Origin of the sequence: Pseudomonas extremaustralis, from assembly GCF_900102035.1 — a bacterium.
Taxonomy (GTDB): domain Bacteria; phylum Pseudomonadota; class Gammaproteobacteria; order Pseudomonadales; family Pseudomonadaceae; genus Aquipseudomonas; species Aquipseudomonas extremaustralis.
In genome coordinates, this window is record NZ_LT629689.1 from 6203721 (window position 1) to 6221892 (window position 18172).

General features: G+C 65.2%; 20 protein-coding genes. 13 read left to right on the forward strand and 7 right to left on the reverse strand.

What is annotated here, in order from left to right:
- Nucleotides 1-154: 154 nt before the first annotated feature.
- The 13 genes from fliF (at nucleotide 155) to fliR (ending at nucleotide 10905) form a co-directional block, all read left to right on the forward strand.
- Nucleotides 155-1894, forward strand: a complete 1740-nt coding sequence (gene fliF / locus BLR63_RS28580) for a flagellar basal-body MS-ring/collar protein FliF (protein ID WP_010567385.1) — start codon at nucleotides 155-157, stop codon at nucleotides 1892-1894.
- Complete coding sequence (gene fliG, locus BLR63_RS28585; RefSeq protein ID WP_010567386.1) at nucleotides 1887-2885, forward strand: flagellar motor switch protein FliG; 999 nt, start codon at nucleotides 1887-1889, stop codon at nucleotides 2883-2885. Before fliF ends, fliG begins: the two co-directional genes overlap by 8 nt.
- Nucleotides 2878-3552: a flagellar assembly protein FliH gene (locus BLR63_RS28590; RefSeq protein WP_010567387.1), complete on the forward strand. Its 675-nt coding sequence runs from the start codon at nucleotides 2878-2880 to the stop codon at nucleotides 3550-3552. Before fliG ends, BLR63_RS28590 begins: the two co-directional genes overlap by 8 nt.
- The gene (fliI, locus tag BLR63_RS28595) at nucleotides 3549-4916 is read left to right on the forward strand and encodes a flagellar protein export ATPase FliI (RefSeq protein WP_010567388.1); all 1368 of its coding nucleotides are present in this window, start codon (nucleotides 3549-3551) and stop codon (nucleotides 4914-4916) included. The genes BLR63_RS28590 and fliI overlap by 4 nt, the downstream gene beginning before the upstream one ends.
- A gap of 19 nt (nucleotides 4917-4935) precedes the next feature.
- Nucleotides 4936-5406 carry a flagellar export protein FliJ gene (gene fliJ, locus BLR63_RS28600; RefSeq protein ID WP_010567389.1) on the forward strand — a complete coding sequence of 157 codons (471 nt, stop codon included), beginning with the start codon at nucleotides 4936-4938 and terminating at the stop codon, nucleotides 5404-5406.
- A gap of 8 nt (nucleotides 5407-5414) precedes the next feature.
- Nucleotides 5415-6605 (forward strand): flagellar hook-length control protein FliK, encoded by a 1191-nt coding sequence (locus BLR63_RS28605; RefSeq protein WP_130926138.1) that lies wholly within the window; start codon nucleotides 5415-5417, stop codon nucleotides 6603-6605.
- A gap of 126 nt (nucleotides 6606-6731) precedes the next feature.
- Nucleotides 6732-7202, forward strand: coding sequence for a flagellar basal body-associated protein FliL (gene fliL / locus BLR63_RS28610; protein ID WP_010567391.1), 471 nt, complete (start codon nucleotides 6732-6734; stop codon nucleotides 7200-7202).
- 3 nt (nucleotides 7203-7205) lie between these two features.
- Nucleotides 7206-8261 carry a flagellar motor switch protein FliM gene (gene fliM, locus BLR63_RS28615; protein ID WP_010567392.1) on the forward strand — a complete coding sequence of 352 codons (1056 nt, stop codon included), beginning with the start codon at nucleotides 7206-7208 and terminating at the stop codon, nucleotides 8259-8261.
- Nucleotides 8254-8733, forward strand: a complete 480-nt coding sequence (gene fliN, locus BLR63_RS28620; protein ID WP_010567393.1) for a flagellar motor switch protein FliN — start codon at nucleotides 8254-8256, stop codon at nucleotides 8731-8733. The genes fliM and fliN overlap by 8 nt, the downstream gene beginning before the upstream one ends.
- A complete protein-coding gene (fliO, locus tag BLR63_RS28625; RefSeq protein WP_010567394.1) occupies nucleotides 8730-9137 on the forward strand; it encodes a flagellar biosynthetic protein FliO in 408 nt (135 codons plus the stop codon). Before fliN ends, fliO begins: the two co-directional genes overlap by 4 nt.
- Nucleotides 9134-9829, forward strand: a complete 696-nt coding sequence (fliP, locus tag BLR63_RS28630; protein ID WP_010567395.1) for a flagellar type III secretion system pore protein FliP — start codon at nucleotides 9134-9136, stop codon at nucleotides 9827-9829. The genes fliO and fliP overlap by 4 nt, the downstream gene beginning before the upstream one ends.
- Nucleotides 9830-9840: 11 nt before the next feature.
- Nucleotides 9841-10110 (forward strand): flagellar biosynthesis protein FliQ, encoded by a 270-nt coding sequence (gene fliQ, locus BLR63_RS28635; RefSeq protein WP_010567396.1) that lies wholly within the window; start codon nucleotides 9841-9843, stop codon nucleotides 10108-10110.
- A 6-nt stretch (nucleotides 10111-10116) separates the two neighbouring features.
- Nucleotides 10117-10905, forward strand: coding sequence for a flagellar biosynthetic protein FliR (gene fliR, locus BLR63_RS28640; RefSeq protein ID WP_010567397.1), 789 nt, complete (start codon nucleotides 10117-10119; stop codon nucleotides 10903-10905).
- A gap of 97 nt (nucleotides 10906-11002) precedes the next feature.
- Here fliR and flgL read toward each other — a convergent pair whose 3' ends face one another.
- From flgL to BLR63_RS28675, 7 genes are all read right to left on the reverse strand, one after another.
- On the reverse strand, nucleotides 11003-12199 hold the full coding sequence (gene flgL / locus BLR63_RS28645; protein WP_010567398.1) for a flagellar hook-associated protein FlgL: 1197 nt from the start codon (nucleotides 12197-12199) through the stop codon (nucleotides 11003-11005).
- Nucleotides 12200-12211: 12 nt separating this feature from the next.
- A complete protein-coding gene (gene flgK / locus BLR63_RS28650; protein WP_010567399.1) occupies nucleotides 12212-13822 on the reverse strand; it encodes a flagellar hook-associated protein FlgK in 1611 nt (536 codons plus the stop codon).
- Between the two features lie 65 nt (nucleotides 13823-13887).
- Nucleotides 13888-14811: a flagellar assembly peptidoglycan hydrolase FlgJ gene (flgJ, locus tag BLR63_RS28655; protein WP_010567400.1), complete on the reverse strand. Its 924-nt coding sequence runs from the start codon at nucleotides 14809-14811 to the stop codon at nucleotides 13888-13890.
- The gene (locus tag BLR63_RS28660) at nucleotides 14811-15920 is read right to left on the reverse strand and encodes a flagellar basal body P-ring protein FlgI (protein ID WP_010567401.1); all 1110 of its coding nucleotides are present in this window, start codon (nucleotides 15918-15920) and stop codon (nucleotides 14811-14813) included. Before BLR63_RS28660 ends, flgJ begins: the two co-directional genes overlap by 1 nt.
- A 27-nt stretch (nucleotides 15921-15947) precedes the next feature.
- Complete coding sequence (locus BLR63_RS28665) at nucleotides 15948-16604, reverse strand: flagellar basal body L-ring protein FlgH (protein WP_010567402.1); 657 nt, start codon at nucleotides 16602-16604, stop codon at nucleotides 15948-15950.
- A 14-nt stretch (nucleotides 16605-16618) separates the two neighbouring features.
- Complete coding sequence (flgG, locus tag BLR63_RS28670; RefSeq protein ID WP_010567403.1) at nucleotides 16619-17401, reverse strand: flagellar basal-body rod protein FlgG; 783 nt, start codon at nucleotides 17399-17401, stop codon at nucleotides 16619-16621.
- 31 nt (nucleotides 17402-17432) lie between these two features.
- Nucleotides 17433-18170, reverse strand: coding sequence for a flagellar basal body rod protein FlgF (locus BLR63_RS28675; RefSeq protein WP_042947581.1), 738 nt, complete (start codon nucleotides 18168-18170; stop codon nucleotides 17433-17435).
- Between the last annotated feature and the right edge of the window lie 2 nt (nucleotides 18171-18172).

Below are 18172 nucleotides of genomic sequence, written 5' to 3' on the forward strand. Positions count from 1 at the left end.
GCGGTGGCTTTTCCGGGGTTTAGCTTTTGGCATTTTCGCCAGAATGAAGTCCTGCCGGCCGTCCCTCTCTGCTAGGGGAGGCTGATCGACCACTACTGTTACCGGACTCTGCAATGTCTTTCGTACAGGCCCTACCCTCGCTATCGAGGTGTTCGTGAGTACCGCAGTCCTGGCCAAAGGCGCGCAAAAAAATCTGGCGATCCGTACGCCGACCAAGCCGTTGGAGGCGCTGACCACGCTGTTTCGCAACCAGCCCCTGGTGCCATTGCTGCTGGCGGCCGCCGCTGCCGTGGCGGTGGTGGTGGCGTTGCTGCTGTGGGCGCGCGAGCCGGAATACCGCGTGCTGTTTTCCGGGCTTGGCGAAGCCGATGGCGGGCAAATCATCAGCGAGCTGGACAAGCGCGCCATTCCCTATCGGCTGAGTGAAGGCGGCAACACCATCCTGGTGCCCGGCGACAAGATGAACGCCCTGCGCCTGCAACTGGCCGAGCAAGGCTTGCCCAAGGGCGGCAGTGTCGGTTTCGAGCTGCTGGACAAGCAGGCCTTCGGCGTCAGCCAGTTTGCCGAACACCTCAATTACCAGCGCGGCCTGGAAGGCGAACTGGCGCGGACCATCGAGTCCCTGGGGCCGGTGGCCAAGGCGCGGGTGCATCTGGTGATGGCCAAGCAATCGGTATTCGTGCGCGACCGTGAAGCCGCGCGCGCCTCGGTGGTGCTGACCCTGCAACCCGGCCGCGAGCTGGGGCAAAGCCAGGCCAGCGCGATCGTGCACCTGGTCACCTCCAGCGTGCCGGAACTGAGCGTCGACGCGGTCACCGTGGTCGACCAGAACGGGCGCCTGCTGTCCCAGGTCCGTGGCGATGCCAATGGCCCGGACGGCACCCAGCTCGACTATGTGCATGAGATCGAGCGCTCCTATCAGCGCCGCATCGAAGACATCCTCACGCCGTTGCTCGGCAGCCAGAACGTGCATGCCCAGGTGGTCGCCCAGGTGGACTTTTCCTCCCGCGAAAGCACCGCCGAACGCTACGCGCCGAACCAGGACAGCAACGAGGCGGCAGTGCGCAGCAAACAGACCTCCGAGCATGTGGTGGACGGCGATGACGCCGGTCGCGGCGTGCCGGGCGCGCTGACCAATGCGCCGCCCAACACCCCGGCGCCGACCAAAGCCACCGCCCCGACCCCGGCCGGCGGGACGGCTGCCGCCGCCACGGCCAGCGATGCCAAGGCCAACAAGCCCGCCAGCACCACCCAAAGCGAGCGGATGATCAACTACGAGGTCGACCGCAACGTCGAGCACGTCAAGTCGAGCCTGGGCACGATCCAGCGTCTCACCACCGCCGTGGTCGTCAACTATCGCACCGTGCTCAAGGACGGTACGCCGACCACCGAGCCGCTGAGCAAGGAAGAGTTGGACAACATCAACAACCTGGTGCGCCAGGCCATGGGCTTTACCGAAAGCCGGGGCGATGCGCTGCAGGTGATCAACAGCCCGTTTGTGAGCGAAGACACGTCGGTGACGGAGCAGCCCTGGTGGAAAACCCCCGAGGCCTACAACTTGCTGACCAGCGGCTTGCGTTATCTGCTGGTGGCCTTCGCCGCGCTGATGTTGTGGTGGCTGGTGCTGCGCCCCATGCAGCGCCGCAACGCCAGCCATCAGGCGCAGATGCTCGCCCTCAGCGCCGCCGAGCCGGGCGCCGCGTTGCTGCCGACCAGCACCGGCACCAGCACCGGCACCAGCGTCGTGGTTGCCGGTCAGGAGAGCCTGCCCCACACCCTGCCGCGCAAATCGGCTTTGTATGAGCAGAACCTGCAGAGCCTGCAACAGATCGCCGCCGAAGACCCGCGGCTGGTCGCCATGATCGTGCGCGGATGGATGAAGAAAAATGACTAACAAAATGACCGGCTCGCGCCGCAGTGCGATCTTGCTGCTGTCCCTGGACGCCGACAGCGCGGCGGAAGTGTTCAAGTTCCTGCCCAGCAGCGATGTGGAAAGCATCAGCATGGAAATGGCGCGCTTGAGCCAGGTGTCCCATGACGAAATGCGCCAGGTGCTCGAAGAGTTCATGGACGAGAGCGACCAGTACGCCGCCATCAACATCCAGACCAGCGACCATATTCGCGCGGTGCTCACCAAGGCCCTGGGCAGCGAGCGCGCCGCCAGCCTGATCGACGACATCCTCGAAAACACCAACACCGGTTCCGGCATCGACAAGCTGAACCTGATGGAAGCCTCGATGGTCGCGGAGATGATCCGCGACGAACACCCGCAGATCATCGCCACCATCCTGGTGCACCTGGAGCGCCACCAGGCCTCCGACATCCTGCAATTGCTGCCCGACCGCCTGCGCAACGACATCATCCTGCGGATCGCCACTTTTAGCGGCGTACAGCCGGTGGCGCTGCAGGAACTGACCGAAGTGCTCGGCACCATGCTCGACGGCCAAAGCCTCAAGCGCAGCAAAATGGGCGGCGTGCGCACGGCGGCGGAGATCCTCAACCTGATGAGCTCGACCCACGAAGAACTGGCCATCGGTACCGTGCGCGAACACAGCGAAGACCTGGCGCAGAAGATCCTCGACGAGATGTTCCTGTTCGAAAACCTGATCGACGTGGACGACCGTGGCATCCAGACCCTGCTGCAACAGGTCGAGCAGAACTCCCTGGCCATCGCCCTCAAAGGTTCGCCGCCGGCATTGCTCGAACGCTTCCTGCACAACATGTCCCAGCGTGCCGGGCAGTTGTTCCGCGAAGACATGGAGGCACGCGGGCCGATCCGCATGTCGCAGATCGAAACCGAACAGAAGGCCATCCTCGCCGTGGTGCGGCGTTTGTCCGACAGCGGCGACATCGTGACCGCGCGCGGCAATGACACCTATGTCTGACTGGCAACCCTGGCAGATGGACCCGCTGGCCAGCCCGGCGGCGTCCACCGACGACCCGCACAGCAGCCATCGCGAACGCCTGCGCAAGCAAGCCTTCCAGCACAAGTTGGACATGCAGGTGCTGCGCGAAAAGACCCTCGCCGAAGCCCGGCAGACCGGGCATGCCCAAGGCGTGGAGCAAGGTTATGCCCAGGGTCTGGAGGAAGGACGCCAGGCCGCCGCGGTGGAGTTGCAGCAACAGGTGGTGCGCACCCTGCAACCGCTGCTGGAGTTGTGCCGCAACTTCGACGAAGCCCTCAAATCGATGGATGTGCAGATCGCCAGCCAATTGGTGCGCATCGCCCTGGAAGCGGCGCGGCAGTTGGCCGGTGAAGCGCTGACCGCACAGCCGGAACAGGTGCTGGTGCTGGTCAACCGCCTGCTCGACAGCGACCTGGAACTCACCGGCAAACCCAAGCTGTGGCTCAACCCGGAGGATTTGCGGCGGGTTCAGGACAGCCTCGGCGAGCAGCTCGACGCGGCGGGGTGGGCCTTGCACGCCGACCCGGCGATGTTGCCGGGCGGCTGCCGTGTGGTCAGCGCCGGCGGCGAGTTGGATGCCACGCGGCCTTCGCGGTTGGGCCTGCTCGAGCGCAACGTCGAGCGCGCCCTGGATGAGTGGTCATGAACGTGCATCTCGCGCGCTGGAGCCAACGCTTGCGGACGCTGCAGGGCGAGCCGTTGCAGGTTGCGCCGCACCTGCGCAGCGGGCGCATCACCCGCGCCACCGGCATGGTGCTTGAGGCAGTCGGCCTGCGTTTGCCGCTGGGCGGTGCCTGCCGCATTGAACTCACTGCCTTCGAAGACGTGTACGCCGAGGCTGAAGTGGTTGGCTTTGCCGGCGACACCCTGTACCTGATGCCCCTGGCGGAAATCCACGGCCTGCAACCGGGGGCGCGGGTGTTCGCCGCCGATGACGGCCAGACCGGCGCCGGCGGCAATCGCCGTTTCCCCCTCGGCATGGCGTTGCTCGGCCGTGTGCTCGACAGCGGTGGCCAGCCCCTGGACGGTCGCGGCCCGCTACTGGGCGCCCATCACGCCGGCTTGCACACCCAGCCGCTCAACCCGCTCAAGCGCGCACCCATCGACCGCCAGATCGACGTGGGCATCCGCGCCATCAATGCCTTGCTGTGTGTCGGGCGTGGCCAGCGCCTGGGCCTGTTTGCCGGTTCCGGCGTGGGCAAGTCGGTGCTGCTGGGCATGATGGCGCGCTACACCCAGGCCGATGTGATCGTGGTGGGGTTGATCGGCGAGCGGGGCCGCGAGGTACAGGATTTTATCGACAACATCCTCGGCGAAGAGGGCCTGCGCCGCTCCGTAGTGGTCGCCGCGCCGGCCGACACGTCGCCGCTGCAACGCTTGCAGGGTGCGCTGTACGCCACACGGGTGGCCGAGGACTTTCGCGACCAGGGCAAAGACGTGCTGCTGATCATGGATTCCCTGACGCGCTACGCCATGGCCCAGCGCGAAATCGCCCTGGCCGTGGGCGAACCGCCGGCCACCAAAGGCTACCCGCCGTCGGTGTTCGCCAAGCTGCCAAAGCTGGTGGAACGCACCGGCAACGGGCCGCCCGGTGGCGGTTCGATCACCGCGTTCTATACCGTGCTCAGCGAAGGCGACGACCAGCAGGACCCGATTGCCGACTCGGCGCGGGCGATTCTGGACGGGCATATCGTGCTGTCCCGGCACCTGGCCGAAAGCGGGCACTACCCGGCCATCGATATCGAAGCGTCGATCAGCCGGGCGATGACCGCCATCGCCAGCGACGCCCAGCAACGCAAAGCCAATCAACTCAAGCAAACGCTGTCGCGCTACCAACGCAACCGCGACCTGATCAGCGTGGGCGCCTACTCCCAGGGCCACGATGCACAACTGGACCGCGCGGTGGGCCTGTACCCGCATATCGAGCGGTTCCTGCAGCAGCGTATCGACGACCGCGCCAGCGTCGACGAAACCCTGCACGGCCTCAACCTGTTGTTTCCCGGCAACTGACTTTTTCGAGTGACCACCGATGGCTGACGACTCGCTGCACCTGCTGATCGAACTGACCGCCAAGGCCCGCGACGTCGCGGCCCGCGCCCTGGCGCAAAGCCGCGCCGCCGAACAACAGGTGATCAACCAGTTGCGCGCCCTGGACCAGTACCAGCAAGAGTACCGCCAGAACCTGCAACTGGAGCTGGCCAAGGACGGCATGAGCCCCTCGGCCTTGACCAATTACCGCGGCTTTTTGCAGTCGTTGGAAGACGCCGTGGAGCGCGCGCAGAAGAGCCTGGAACGGCACCGCAAACAGGTGGCGCACCACCAGATCGCGTGGATGGCGCAGTGGCGCAAGGTCAGCGCGATCGAGGCTTTGTTGAGCCGTCGCGCCGAGCAGGCCCAGGTGCGCGCCGGGCGTCTCGAACAGCGCCACACCGATGAGCTGGCCAGCCAGTTACGGCGGCGGGCGGCGACGTTTCCTTCTTCCATCGACAGCAGCCACTAAGGGACACCATGGATATTCTTGCGTCGTTAATGCCCCAGGCCGCCGCGTCTACGCCGACCGCTGCGCCGACCGATGCGCCCGCCGAGGCATCGCTGGTGCCGAGCGTGTCGTTTTCGCAAGTGTTGAGCCAGGTGAGTGCGCCCGTGGCGGACCCGCTACCGGTGGTGGTACCGGTCGAAACCGCGCCGGTTGCGCCGGTTGCGCCACAGGCCTCAGTCGCCCCCGAGCCTGTCGTGACGCCCGTGCCGGTGGTCGCCCAGGTGCAGCCGCTCGCCACCGAGCCGACAACGCCAGTGGTGGACGACGTGTTGAACCTCATCGCCGATGAACCCGTGGCGTCCGTTCAAGACCCCGAGCCGACCTCCAAAGGCGACACCAGCCTGGACGATATCCGCCAGCGCATGGCGTTGATCGAGAGCGCCGGCCAGTCGGACACCGCCGCGATGATCGTGGTGCCGGCGATTCCCGTCAGTGTGCCGGTGGCGGCGCCCGTGGCCGTGAGCACTGCGTCCTCGGCGTCGACCCCGGTGATCAACACGGTTCAGGCGCCCAGCGTGCCGGTGGCGGAGGACGATGCCGACATCGCCAGCGAATCCCTCGACCTGCCGGATGCCATGCCGGCCCCTGTCGCCAGCGTTGCCGACAGCGTGCCCACGGTGCATACGCAAACCGACGACCGACAGCCCGACAGCCAGCCCGATGGGCAAACCGTCTTCAGCCTTGCGCCGGCCCCCGTGCGGGCCGCGCCCGACAACGTCGCGAGCAGCGGCCTGGTGCTCAGCGCCGCCATCGGCAGCAGCGAATGGGCCGCCGACCTGGGCCAGCAGATGGTCGACATGGTCACGCGCGGTGAGCAGCAGGTGGACCTACGCCTGCATCCGGCCGAGTTGGGGCCGCTGTCCATCAGCCTCAACCTGAACGACGGCACCACCCAGGCACAGTTCCAGGCGGCCCATGCCTCGGTGCGGGCGGCGGTGGAGCAGGCGTTGCCGCAACTGCGCGAGGCCCTGGCGAGCCAAGGCATCGCGCTGGGGCAGGCGTCGGTCAGCGACCAGTCTTCGCGCCAGGCGGCAGGCGGCCAGGCGCAGCGTGACCCGCAGGCCAACCCGGCGAACGTGGCGGTCAGCCGCGACGAGGCGCTGCCGGCGCAGGTCCAGCAGGTGCTGCTGCGCAGTTCGGGGGTCGACCTGTACGTCTGAATCCCAAATCAAAACAGCGAGATACCACCGTTACCCCGGTCTTATCGCGCCATGGGCCGGGCAGGGCGATGGTCATACTGAGCCGTGCCTAACCGTTCCCCCCTTCATTCCATGGTTCCGCCAATAATGACCACCACCCGCAAAACCCCCTGGCTCCTGATTCTGCTGCTGGCGCTGGTCGTCGTTGCCGGCAGCTCTGCCGGCACCTACGTCTACCTCTGCCGGGTCGCCAAGACCGGCGAGGTGGCGAAGGCCGAGCCCGCCGAGACAAAACCCCAGGCGCCACGGCTGGTCAACATCGCGCCGATGACGGTCAACCTGGTGAACGAGCGCGACGAGCCACGCCTGCTGTATGTGGGGTTTGCCCTGGAAGTGGCGGATGACGCGACCCAGGCGCAGTTGCTGCAATACATGCCGCAAGTGCGCAGCCAACTGTTGACCCTGTTGAGCGGGCAGAACTCCGCGCAGGTCATCACGCCCCAGGGCAAGGCGGCGCTGGCCGAGCGCATCCTGCACACCCTCGGGCAACCCCTGGCACCGCAGCAACCCGCACCCGCGGTGCTGCGTGTGCTGTACACCGACTTTATCGTGCAGTAAGCCATGGCCATTGACGATTTGCTCTCCCAGGACGAGATCGACATGCTGCTTCGCGGCGGCGACGAGGGTGATGCACCGGCGGACGACGCCGACACCCTGGACGCTTCGCGAGTACGCCCTTACGACCCGGCGACCCAGCACCGGGTGATCCATGAGCGTCTGCACGCCCTGGACATCATCAACGAGCGCTTCGCCCGTTACTTTCGCATGAGCCTGTTCAACCTGATCCGGCGCAGCATCGACATCACCGTCAAAAGCGTGCGCTACCAGAGCTACAGCGAATTTTCGATGCACATGCCGATGCCCACCAACATCAACCTGCTGGCGATGAAACCGCTGCGCGGTACGGCCCTGGTGGTGTTCCCGCCGAGCGTGGTGTTCATGGTGGTGGACAACCTGTTCGGCGGCGACGGGCGCTTCGTGACCAAGTCCGAAGGCCGCGAATTCACGCACACCGAGCAGCGCATCATCCGGCGTTTGCTGAGCCTGGCGGTAGACGCCTACAAGGATGCCTGGAAGTCGGTCTACCCCCTGGACATCGAATACTTGCGCTCGGAGATGCAGGCCAAGTTCGCCAACATCACCAGCTCGCCGAACGAAATCGTGGTCAATGCCACCTTCCACCTGGAGGTCGGCAACCTGTCCAGCGATTTCAACATCGTGATCCCGTACCTGATGATCGAGCCGATGCGCCAATTGCTCAACGGCCCGTTGACCGATACCAATCCCGACGAAGAGCGCTACTGGAACAAGCGCATGGCCGGTGAGATCGCCCATTCGGAGATCGAGCTGATTGCCGACTTCGTCGAACTGGACGCCCGCATGGGCCAGGTCATGGCGCTCAAGGTGGGCGATGTGTTGCCCATCGAGCTGCCCGACATCATCAGCGCGCGGGTCGACGGCGTGCCGGTCATGACCTGTGAATACGGCAGCCAGAACGGCCAGCGCGCGTTATTGGTCAAGGACCTGGTCGACCACTCCCTGAGCCTTTCTTCCTCTTCTACCAGCCGATTCGTGAAGGGCCACGTGTCCACTGCCAAGGAATCCGACCATGACTGATTCAAACACCGTCCCGCCCCAAGAGCCCGATGAATGGGCCGACGCCCTCGCCGAACAGGCTGCCGATGCTGCCGACGCCGGAGACGACGACCCATGGGCGGCGGCCCTGGCCGAACAGGAACAGGTCGAGGCGGCGGTGGCAGGCCCGGCGCCGAGCGCGGGCTCGAGCCTGTTCAAGCCGTTGCCGACACCCACGCCCACAGCCGCCGCGCGCGAGCTGGAAATGATCATGGACATTCCGGTCAAGCTCAGCGTCGAGCTGGGCCGCACGCGGATCACCATCAAGCAGTTGCTGGAACTGGCCCAGGGCTCGGTACTGGCGCTGGATGGCCTGGCGGGGGAACCGATGGACATCCTGATCAACAGCTACCTGATCGCCCAGGGCGAAGTGGTGGTGGTGGATGACAAATACGGCATTCGGATCACGGAAATCATCACCCCGTCCGAACGCGTGCAAAAGCTCAACCGATGAGCCAGATCAGCGCGACATCCGTGCCCCTTGGCGTGCCCTCGGACAGCGTGATGAACCTGGCACTGCTGGGCAAGACCGCGATGGCCCTGGCGGTAGTGGTCGCCTGCGTGCTGGTCTGCGGCTGGTTCGCCCGGCGGATGGGCACACGGCCGCAGGCCTCGGGCAAGACGCTGCGGGTGGTCAGCAGCACCGGCGTGGGTCCGCGCGAGAAGGTGGTGATCGTGCATGTGCGCGACCAATGGCTGGTGCTGGGCGTCACCGCCCAGCAAGTCACCGCACTGGCGCAGCTCGACGCGCCGGCCGCCGAGCCTGAACCGGCGGTTGCCGTAGCGGGCGACAGCTTCGGCGAGCGCCTGGCCACCGCTTTGAAGCACAACCTGCAGCGCAAGGGGCGTTCGTCATGACCGCCCTGGAACCGGCGATGCAGGGCCTGAGCGCTTTCACCGGCCAGGCCGGCGGCCAGCAATGGTCGCTGAGCCTGCAAACCCTGCTGCTGCTCAGCGCCATGGCGTTCCTGCCGGCGGTGCTGCTGATGATGACCGGGTTCACCCGCATCATCATCGTGCTGGGCCTGCTGCGCACGGCCATCGGCACCACCTCGGCGCCGCCGAACCAGGTGCTGCTGGGGCTGGCGCTGTTCCTGACGTTTTTCGTCATGTCACCGACCCTGGACCAGGCCTACGAAAGCGCCTGGCAACCGTTCTCCCGGGATGAGATCACCGTGGAGCAATTTCTCGACAAGGGTAGCCAGCCGTTTCGCGCCTTCATGCTCACCCAGACCCGCCAGGGCGACCTTGCGCTGTTCGCCCGCGTGGCGCGCCTCGGCGACCTGCAAGGCCCCGAAGACGTGCCCATGCGTGTGCTGCTGCCGGCGTTTGTCACCAGCGAATTGAAGACCGCGTTCCAGGCCGGGTTCACCATTTTCATTCCGTTCCTGATCATCGACCTGGTGGTGGCGAGCGTGCTGATGGCGCTGGGCATGATGATGGTGCCGCCGTCCACTATTTCGCTGCCGTTCAAGCTGATGCTGTTTGTGCTGGTGGACGGTTGGCAACTGTTGCTCGGCTCCCTGGCGCAGAGTTTTTTCACCGGATGAGGAGGTAGACGATGACCCCGGAAATGGTCATGGACCTGGCTTACAAAGGCATGCGCATGAGCATGATCGTGGCCGCGCCTGTGTTGTTCGTCACGCTGTTCATCGGCTTGCTGGTGAGCCTGTTCCAGGCGGCCACGCAGATCAACGAATCGACCCTGTCGTTTATCCCCAAGATCATCGGCGTGTGCGTGGTGCTGGTGATCGCCGGGCCCTTGATCATGGAAATGCTGGTGGACTACACCCGCGCGCTGTTCACCAGCTTGCCCGCGCTGATTGGCTGACGGGCGTTGATCGAGTTCAGTTCGGCGCAGCTGCAACTGTGGCTCACCAGTTTTTTCTGGCCGTTCTGCCGCGTGCTGGCGTACCTGATGAGCGACCCGATCCTGGGGCATAAAAACGTCGCAAGCCCGGTGAAGGTCGGCCTGGCGATGCTGCTGGCGTTCCTGCTGGCGCCCAACCTGCCGCCGTTGCCGGACGTTGCCCTGTTCTCCTGGGCCGGGCTGGGGGTGACGGTGGAACAGGTGCTGATCGGCATGTCGCTGGGCATGGTCATGCGCGTGACGCTGGCGGTGGTGGAGATGACCGGCGATATCTGTGGCATGCAGATGGGCCTGGCGTTCGCCACGTTTTTTTCCGCCGACACCAGCACCAACAGCCTGGTGCTGTCGCGCTACCTGGGCATGATCACGATCCTGATGTTCCTGGCGCTGGACGGCCACCTGATGGTCCTGGAATTGCTGGCGAACACCTTCAAAAGCCTGCCCATCGGCCAACTGCGTTTCGACCCCAATGCCTGGAACCTGATCGCCCGCTACGGCAGCACCATCTTTCTCACCGGCCTGCTGCTGGCCCTGCCCATGGTCGCCACGCTGCTGATCATCAACCTGGCCATGGGCATCCTCAACCGGGTCGCGCCACAGCTGACGGTATTTTCGGTCGGCTTCCCGCTGACACTGAGCGTGGGCCTGATCCTGCTGATGGTGGTGATGGGCGACCTCGGTCCGTTCCTGGCCAGCCTGCTCACCAATACCCTGCACTTCATGCAGTACCTGGTCGACAACATGGCACGGCCTTGAGCTGCAAACCCGATCCAATGTAGGAGTGTCAGTCAATGAATGTATGGCTGACCCATTGCCATCGGGAGCAAGCCCCCACATTGGATCCGGTTGTGTTTTAGATGTATTCGAATAGCGACATCTTCTGGATGCTGACGAAGGTCTGCTGCGCCGCCTGCAACGCCACTTGCAGCGCGGTGTACTCGCTGACCGACTCGGTGTAGTCGGCATCCACCAGGCCGGACAGGCGTTCGGTGTAGCTCAGGGCCAGGTCGTCGCCGATGGTGTCGAGTACGTCCAGTTGGTTGAGTCGCGAGCCCACTGAGGTCTGTACCGTGAGCACGTTGTCCTGGGCGTTGCTCAGTTGGCGACTGGCGGTAGCCAGGGTGTTGCTCAGGTTGGCTTGGTCGGCGTCGGTTTCCACCGGGGTTTGCAGCACCGAGATCAGGTTTTTCAGGGTGGCGAACACGTCCGGGTTGGCGTCGGCGGCTTTGCTCACGGTAATCGTGTCGCCGTCCACCGGGGTGCCGCTGAGGGTCAGGGACAGGCCGTTGACTTCCAGGGTGTCGCCCGAGGTGTAGGCCACCGGGTCGGCGCCGTCGAGGCTGTATTGCGCGGTGCCGTCGGCGGCGGTGCTGAAGGTCAGGCTGAAGCCGGTGCCGTAGTTGGCGTTCTGGGTGTCGGTGATGGTCGGGCCGCTGTAGGTCACGCTGCCGCTGTTGCTGCCGGCCTGGGCGATGAACCCCGCCGAACTGCTCACCGAGAGGAAAATCGTCGCTCCGGTGTCGCCGCTGGCCATGCTCTGGGTGGAGCTGACCAACTGCGTGACCGCATTACTGTCGCCCTGGTACACCAGTTCGCCAGCGGCGTTGGTGGCGAACGCCGGGCTTTGGCTCTGGTAGCCGGAAAACAGGTAATTGCCGTTGCTGTCGGTGGCGTTGGCCAGGGTTACCAGGGTGTCGTACACCCCTTGCAGCGAGGTGGCGATGGACTCGCGGTCGGCGTCGCTCAAGGTGCCGTTGTTGGCCTGCACGATCAGCGACCGGGCGCTGGTGAGGGCGTCGTTGATGCTGTCCAGGGTGCTTTCTTCCTGGGACAAGGACGTGTTGATCGCGCTGCGCGAGTCGGCATATTGGCTATTCGCCGCGATCGCCTGGCGCACGTTGACCGCTTGGGCGGCGGCCAGCGAATCGTCGGAAGGGGTGACCACCCGCGTGCCGCTGGACACTTGCTGGGCGGCGTCCTGGTAGGCGCTTTCCTGGGTGAGCATCGCGTTCAGGTTCTGGTTGTAAATCGTCGCACTGCTAAGGCGCATGGCGTCGCTCCGCTAGTTGATGTCGAGGAGGGTGTCGAGCAGGGAGGTGCCCACTTCGACCACCTTCGCGCAGGCCTGGTAATACTGCTGGTAGACGATCAGGTTGGCCGCCTCCTCATCCAGGTTGACCCCCGATTCCGACTGCTGCAGCGCGGTCAGTTGGTCGGTGAGGCCGGACTGGGTTTCCAGTTGCCCGGCGACCTTGCTGGCGGTGCTGCCCACATCGCTGACCAGGGCCGAATAGGTCTGGCTGAGGGTCTTGCTGCCACTGACGATGTTGCTGGTCTGCAGGTTGAGCATCGCCAGGGCGTTGCTGTTGTCGCTGGCGCCCGTGGAGGTGCCGGCGGCGATCAGGCTGCCGTCGCTGGTCACAGTGCTGAAGCTGCTGGCGGCGTTGCGCGTGGGCAGGACCAGGAAGCTGTCGCCGCTGTTGGCGGTGCCGCTGATAGCCACGCTCATGCCGGCGAAGGTCAGGGTGGCGTTGCTGCTGTCGTAGGTCGAGGTGACGCTGGCGCCGGTGTCGTTGCGGGTCACGGTGTAGCCGTCGGTGGCGGAATACTTGACGGTGTAGTCGGTGGCGCTCAAGGCACTGACATCGTCGGTGAAGGTCGCGCTCAAGGTGGCATCGCCGGTGTTCTGGGTATTGCCGTAGATGCTCGGGTTGTCCACCGAGAACAGCGCGGTGCCGGTGTCGCCATTCAGATCCGTGCCGGCGGCCTGCAAGGTGTTGAAGGCTTGGGTCAGGCTGACCGCGAGGATACCCAGCTGGTTTTGCGCGTCCGTCAGGCTGGTGTCGCGAAAGTCCATCAAGCCGCCCAGGGAGCCGCCCTCGAAGGTGGCGTCGTCAAGCGCGGTGGTGTGGCCGGCGGCGTCCACGTAGCTGACCACGGTTTGCGTCGGGTCGCTGGCCGAGACGGTGGTTTTCAAGTCGAAGCTGTCATTGCCCGACACCAGCGCCAGGCCGTTGCTCAGGGACACGGTGTAGCTGCCGTTGCTCTGGGTAGTGACATCCACGTCCACCAGTTCGCTGAGCTGGCTGACCAGCAGGTCGCGCTGGTCGAGCAGGGTGTTGGAGGTGGTGCCCAACGCTTCGGACAGGCTGATCTTTTTATTCAGGCCGGCGATCTGTTCGCTGAGGTCGTTGACCTGGGTGACCTGGTCGCTGATCTGGCTGTTCACGTCGCTGGCCATGTCATCCAGGTAGCTGCCCAGTTGGGTGAACTGCGACGTGAGGGTTTGCGCGGCGCCGATCACTTCCTCGCGCGCGGCGGTGTCGCTGGCGTCGGAGGTCAGGGTCTGGATCGCCGAGAAGAAGCTTTGCATCAGGGTGTCGAGGCTCGCGTCGCCATCGGCCAACAGGCTGTCGATCTGGTCGATTTCGGTCTGGTAGGTCGACAGCGCGCTCTCGGCACTGGTGGAACTGTTGAGCTGGCTGGTGACGAACTGGTTGTACTGGCGATCCACGCTGGCGATCTGCACGCCGCTGCCGGCGGTGGCTTCGGAGAAGGTCGCCACCTGCAGGGTGTAACCCGCCGTGTAGGCGTTGGTGGTGTTGCTGCTGCTGGTGCTGAGGGCGATCTGTGCGGCGGTCAGGCCGCTGACGCCTATGGAAATAATGCTCATCGAGAAGCTCCTGGGCTACATGGTTGGCACTATCGGCCCGGCGAAAGGGCAACTTGACCCCTGTTCTATAAATCGTTTTGCAACTGCGCCACGGCCGGGACGGCGCGCAGCGGACCGATGGTGGCCATCACCGAAATCAGCTTCTGGGCATAGCGCGGGTCGGTGGCATAACCGCCCTGTTGCAGCGCGACGGCGGCCTGGGGCGCATCGTTGGCGGTGCGCACGGCGGCGTAGCCGGGGCGGCTGCGCATCAAGCGCGCGTAGTCGTTGAAAGCGGCTTCGTCGCTGGGGTACACGCGAAACGCTTCCAACTGTTTTTGTGCTTCGGCGTCGGTGTATTCGGTGGTCATCACCTGGGTGGTCGGGCCTTGCCATTGGCCGCCGGCCTTGATGCCGAACAGGTTGTGGCTGTCGGCGCCGCCGGCAGTGGTGATGGTGCGCCGGCCCCAGTCGGTTTCCAGGGCGGCCTGGGCCAGGATCAGTTCAGCGGGCACGCCACTGCTGCGCGCGGCCTTTTGCGCCGGCTCGCTCAAGCGCGCGATAAACGCTTGCACATGCTCGGGCTGGTCCTTGTCGGCGCCGCTGACTTCACGGCGCTTCCAGGCATCGAACGCCGGGCTGGCAAACGGCGAGGGGCGCGCCGGCGGCAGGTCGAGGAAGGCGCTGGTGGCGCTGTCCAGCTCGGGGCTCTGGCGGGTGGTGTAGCCGCTCAATTGCCGGGTGAGTTGCTCGGCCAGGCCGATGCCTTTGCCCGCCAGGCTCTGGGCCCATTGCTGGTCGAGCATCTCGGTGTACATCTCGGTCTGCGAGTTGTTCGACATCTCCGACTTGGGCACCGCCGCCCGCATGCTTTTGAGCATCATCTGCAGGAACAGTGCCTCGAACTGTTTGCTGGCTTCCTTGAGCCCGGCATGGGGATCCAGGTGCGCACTGTTGCGCAGCCGGTCCAGGCCCTGCACATCCAGGGCAAAACCTTCGGCGCTTTTCATCAGATGATCTCCAACTCTGCCCGCAATGAACCGGCGGCCTTGAGTGCTTGCAGAATCACCATCAGATCCTGCGGGGTGGCCCCCAGCGCATTCAGGCCTTTGATCACGTCCATCAAGTTCGCTGTGCCTTCGAGCAGGTGCAGCGAACCGCCCTGGGACTCGATGGAAATATTGCTCTGGGAGCTGGTCGCCGTCTGGCCGCCACTGAAAGCGCCGGGCTGGCTGACCGTGTTGGTGGTGTCGATGATGACCGACAGGTTGCCGTGGGCCACGGCGGCGCGGTACAGCTTGACCGAGCTGTTGAGCACGACGGAGCCGGTACGCGAATCGAGGATCACCTTCGGTCGCGCCTGGATCGGTAGCACTTCGATGCTCTCGATGCGTGCCATGAAATTGGTGCGCTCATTGGGCGACAGCGGGCCCTGGATCTCGATCAGGCCGCCGTCCACCGCCGAGGCCACGGTGCGGCGCATTTCCAGGTTGATCGCCGTCACCACGCGCTGCGCGGTGGCGGAGTCCGGTTCATGCAGAGACAGCCCCAGCAGGCCGCGTTCGTTGTTCAGGTTCAGCGCCACCGTGCGCTCGATGATCGCGCCCCGGCTGATGCGCCCGCCGGCCAACTGGTTGACCGTCACGCTGCTGCCGTTGGCCGACGCTCCGGCACCGCCCACCAGCAGGTTGCCCTGGGCCACGGCGTAGACCTCACCGTCGGCGCCCTTCATCGGGGTCATCAGCAGGGTGCCGCCGCGCAGGCTTTTGGCGTTGCCGATGGACGACACCACCACATCGATCTGCTGCCCCGCGCGCGCCAGGGCCGGCAGGTTGGCGGTGACGATTACCGCTGCGATATTGCGCATCTGCATGTTCGCGCCGGCCGGCAGGGTCACGCCCAGTTGCGACAGCATGTTGGTCAGGCCTTGCTCGGTGAACGGGCTCTGGGTGGTCTGGTCGCCGCTGCCATCCAGGCCGACTACCAGGCCATAGCCCACCAGGTTGTTGGGACGGATGCCGGCAAAGTCGGCGATGTCACGGATCTGCTCGGCGTGCACCGTCGCGCCCAGCCACAACGGGCAGCTCAGCAGCAGGATTCTGGCGGCTCTCATGAACATGGCATGGGTTCTCAAAAAAGGTGAGGCTCAGAAAGGTGAAACGTTCAGAAGGATGCGATGGAGCCAGCCCATCCGCTGCGCTTCATTGATATAGCCGTCGCCCACGTACTCGATGCGCGCCTGGGACACCTGGGTCGACGACACGGTGTTCTCGCCGGTGATGCTGCGTGGGTTGACCAGCCCGGAAAAACGGATGAACTCGGTGCCTTGGTTGATCGCGATCTGTTTGTCACCGCGCACGCGCAGGTGCCCGTTGGGCATCACCTGCATCACCGTCACGGAAATCGTGCCGGTGAACGAGTTGTTCGCCTGGGAACCGCCGGCGCCGACAAAGTCGTGGGTGGTGGACGCGTCCAGGCCGAAGGAGCCGACCTGGCTGGGGCGGCTGGACTTGGTCGCGAGGCTCAAGCCCATCGAACCGGCACGGCTGGCATTGGACGATGAGTTCTTGCTGGCGCTGACCTGTTCTTCCAGCTGGATCGTCAGGGTGTCGCCGACCCGGCGCGGGCGACGGTCCTCGAACAGCGGCTGCGAGCCCAGGCTGCCCTGGTAGATCGAACCGTTGGCCTGGCGCAAGGGGTAGACCGGCGCCGGCAGGTCTTCGTCGGGCACCACCGGTTTGTGCGGCAGTTGATCGCAGCCCGCCAGGGCCAATACGCCGGCCAATAAGTACTTGTGAACCATGGTTGGGGTCTCGATCAGAGCTGGGTCAGACGCTGGAGCATCTCGTCCGAGCTCTCCACGGCCTTGCTGTTGATTTCGTAGGCGCGCTGGGTCTGGATCATGCCGACCATTTCTTCCACCACGTTGACGTTGGAGGTTTCCACGTAGCCCTGGGACAGCGTGCCGCCGCCGTTGAGGCCTGGTGTGGTTTCGGTGGGCGCGCCCGAGGCGTCGGTTTCCAGGTAGAGGTTCTGGCCGATGCTTTCCAGGCCGGCCGGGTTGATGAACAGCGCCAGGTTCAATTGGCCGACCTGGGTCGCGGTGGATGAGGCCGGCGTGGTCACCGAGACGATGCCGTCGCTGCTGATGGTGATCGCGGTGGCGTTGGCGGGGATGGTGATGCCGGCCGACAGTTTGTAGCCGTTGGAGGTGACCATCTCGCCATTGGCGTCGAGCTGGAAGCTGCCGTCACGGGTGTAGCCGGTGCTGCCGTCGGGCATGTCCACCTGGAAAAACCCCAGGCCGTTGATCGCCAGGTCCTTGGAGTTGCTGGTCTGCTCCAGGTTGCCCTGGGTGTGCAGGCGCTCGGTGGCGACTTCGCGCACGCCGGTGCCCACCTGCAAGCCGGAGGGCAGGCGTGTGTCGGTGCTGCTCTGGGCGCCGGGCTGGCGCACGTTCTGGTACACCAGGTCTTCGAACACCGCGCGCGAGCGCTTGAAGCCGTTGGTGCTGACGTTCGCCAGGTTGTTGGCGATCACATCCATTTGCCCCTGCTGGGCTTCCAGGCCGGTCTTTGCCGTCCACAGTGATCGGATCATCGTTGGGTTCCTTGTCGGTTCAACCGGGCGGTCAGCTCAGGGAAAGCAGGCTGTTGGCGCTCTTGGCGTTTTCGTCGGCGGTGCTGATGGCTTTCATCTGCATGTCGTAGCGCCGCGAGTTGTCGATCATCGCCACCATGGCGTTGGTCGGGCTGACGTTGCTGCCTTCCAGTGCGCCGGGGGCCACGCGCAGGCTGTCGTCGGCCGGCAGGGGTTGGGCGTTGGCGCTGCGAAACAGCCCGTCAGTGCCGGCCTGCAACGTGCCGGGCAACGCCGAGACCAGCTTTAACTTGCCTACCGGGCTCAAGCCACGGGGCTCCATGCCCAGTTCACGCACGCTGATGGTGCCGTCGCTGCCCAGGGTGACTTCGCTGCCCAGCGGTACGGTGACCGGCCCGCCATCGCCGATCACCGGACGCCCGCCCACGGTCATGGCGCCGGTGCCGTCGACCTGCAAGTCCCCACGCCGGGTGTAGGCTTCGCTGCCGTCGCCGGTCTGCACCGCGAGCATCACGTTTTCGTCCAGGGCCACATCCAGCGCGCGGTCGGTGTGCACGATCGGCCCTTCGCTCCAGTCCACGCCCACGCCGTTGGCGGCCACCGACACACGGGTCGGCAGGCCTTCGCCCGCCACCGGTGAAGACTGCATCTGCACCAGTTGCGCGCGAAACCCCGGGGTCACGACGTTGGCCAGGTTGTTGGCCACGACGGCCTGCTGTTCGAGCGCCTGGTTGGCCCCGCTCATGGCCGTGAAGAGCATGCGATCCATAG

Bases quoted from the DNA above. Each gene is read 5' to 3' on its own strand.
- fliG (WP_010567386.1), top strand. From the start codon at position 1,887: ATGACTAACAAAATGACCGGCTCGCGCCGCAGTGCGATCTTGCTGCTG.
- BLR63_RS28590 (WP_010567387.1), top strand. From the start codon at position 2,878: ATGTCTGACTGGCAACCCTGGCAGATGGACCCGCTGGCCAGCCCGGCG.
- fliI (WP_010567388.1), top strand. From the start codon at position 3,549: ATGAACGTGCATCTCGCGCGCTGGAGCCAACGCTTGCGGACGCTGCAG.
- fliJ (WP_010567389.1), top strand. From the start codon at position 4,936: ATGGCTGACGACTCGCTGCACCTGCTGATCGAACTGACCGCCAAGGCC.
- BLR63_RS28605 (WP_130926138.1), top strand. From the start codon at position 5,415: ATGGATATTCTTGCGTCGTTAATGCCCCAGGCCGCCGCGTCTACGCCG.
- fliL (WP_010567391.1), top strand. From the start codon at position 6,732: ATGACCACCACCCGCAAAACCCCCTGGCTCCTGATTCTGCTGCTGGCG.
- fliM (WP_010567392.1), top strand. From the start codon at position 7,206: ATGGCCATTGACGATTTGCTCTCCCAGGACGAGATCGACATGCTGCTT.
- fliN (WP_010567393.1), top strand. From the start codon at position 8,254: ATGACTGATTCAAACACCGTCCCGCCCCAAGAGCCCGATGAATGGGCC.
- fliO (WP_010567394.1), top strand. From the start codon at position 8,730: ATGAGCCAGATCAGCGCGACATCCGTGCCCCTTGGCGTGCCCTCGGAC.
- fliP (WP_010567395.1), top strand. From the start codon at position 9,134: ATGACCGCCCTGGAACCGGCGATGCAGGGCCTGAGCGCTTTCACCGGC.
- fliQ (WP_010567396.1), top strand. From the start codon at position 9,841: ATGACCCCGGAAATGGTCATGGACCTGGCTTACAAAGGCATGCGCATG.
- flgL (WP_010567398.1), bottom strand. From the start codon at position 12,199: ATGCGCCTTAGCAGTGCGACGATTTACAACCAGAACCTGAACGCGATG.
- flgK (WP_010567399.1), bottom strand. From the start codon at position 13,822: ATGAGCATTATTTCCATAGGCGTCAGCGGCCTGACCGCCGCACAGATC.
- flgJ (WP_010567400.1), bottom strand. From the start codon at position 14,811: ATGAAAAGCGCCGAAGGTTTTGCCCTGGATGTGCAGGGCCTGGACCGG.
- BLR63_RS28660 (WP_010567401.1), bottom strand. From the start codon at position 15,920: ATGTTCATGAGAGCCGCCAGAATCCTGCTGCTGAGCTGCCCGTTGTGG.
- BLR63_RS28665 (WP_010567402.1), bottom strand. From the start codon at position 16,604: ATGGTTCACAAGTACTTATTGGCCGGCGTATTGGCCCTGGCGGGCTGC.
- flgG (WP_010567403.1), bottom strand. From the start codon at position 17,401: ATGATCCGATCACTGTGGACGGCAAAGACCGGCCTGGAAGCCCAGCAG.
- BLR63_RS28675 (WP_042947581.1), bottom strand. From the start codon at position 18,170: ATGGATCGCATGCTCTTCACGGCCATGAGCGGGGCCAACCAGGCGCTC.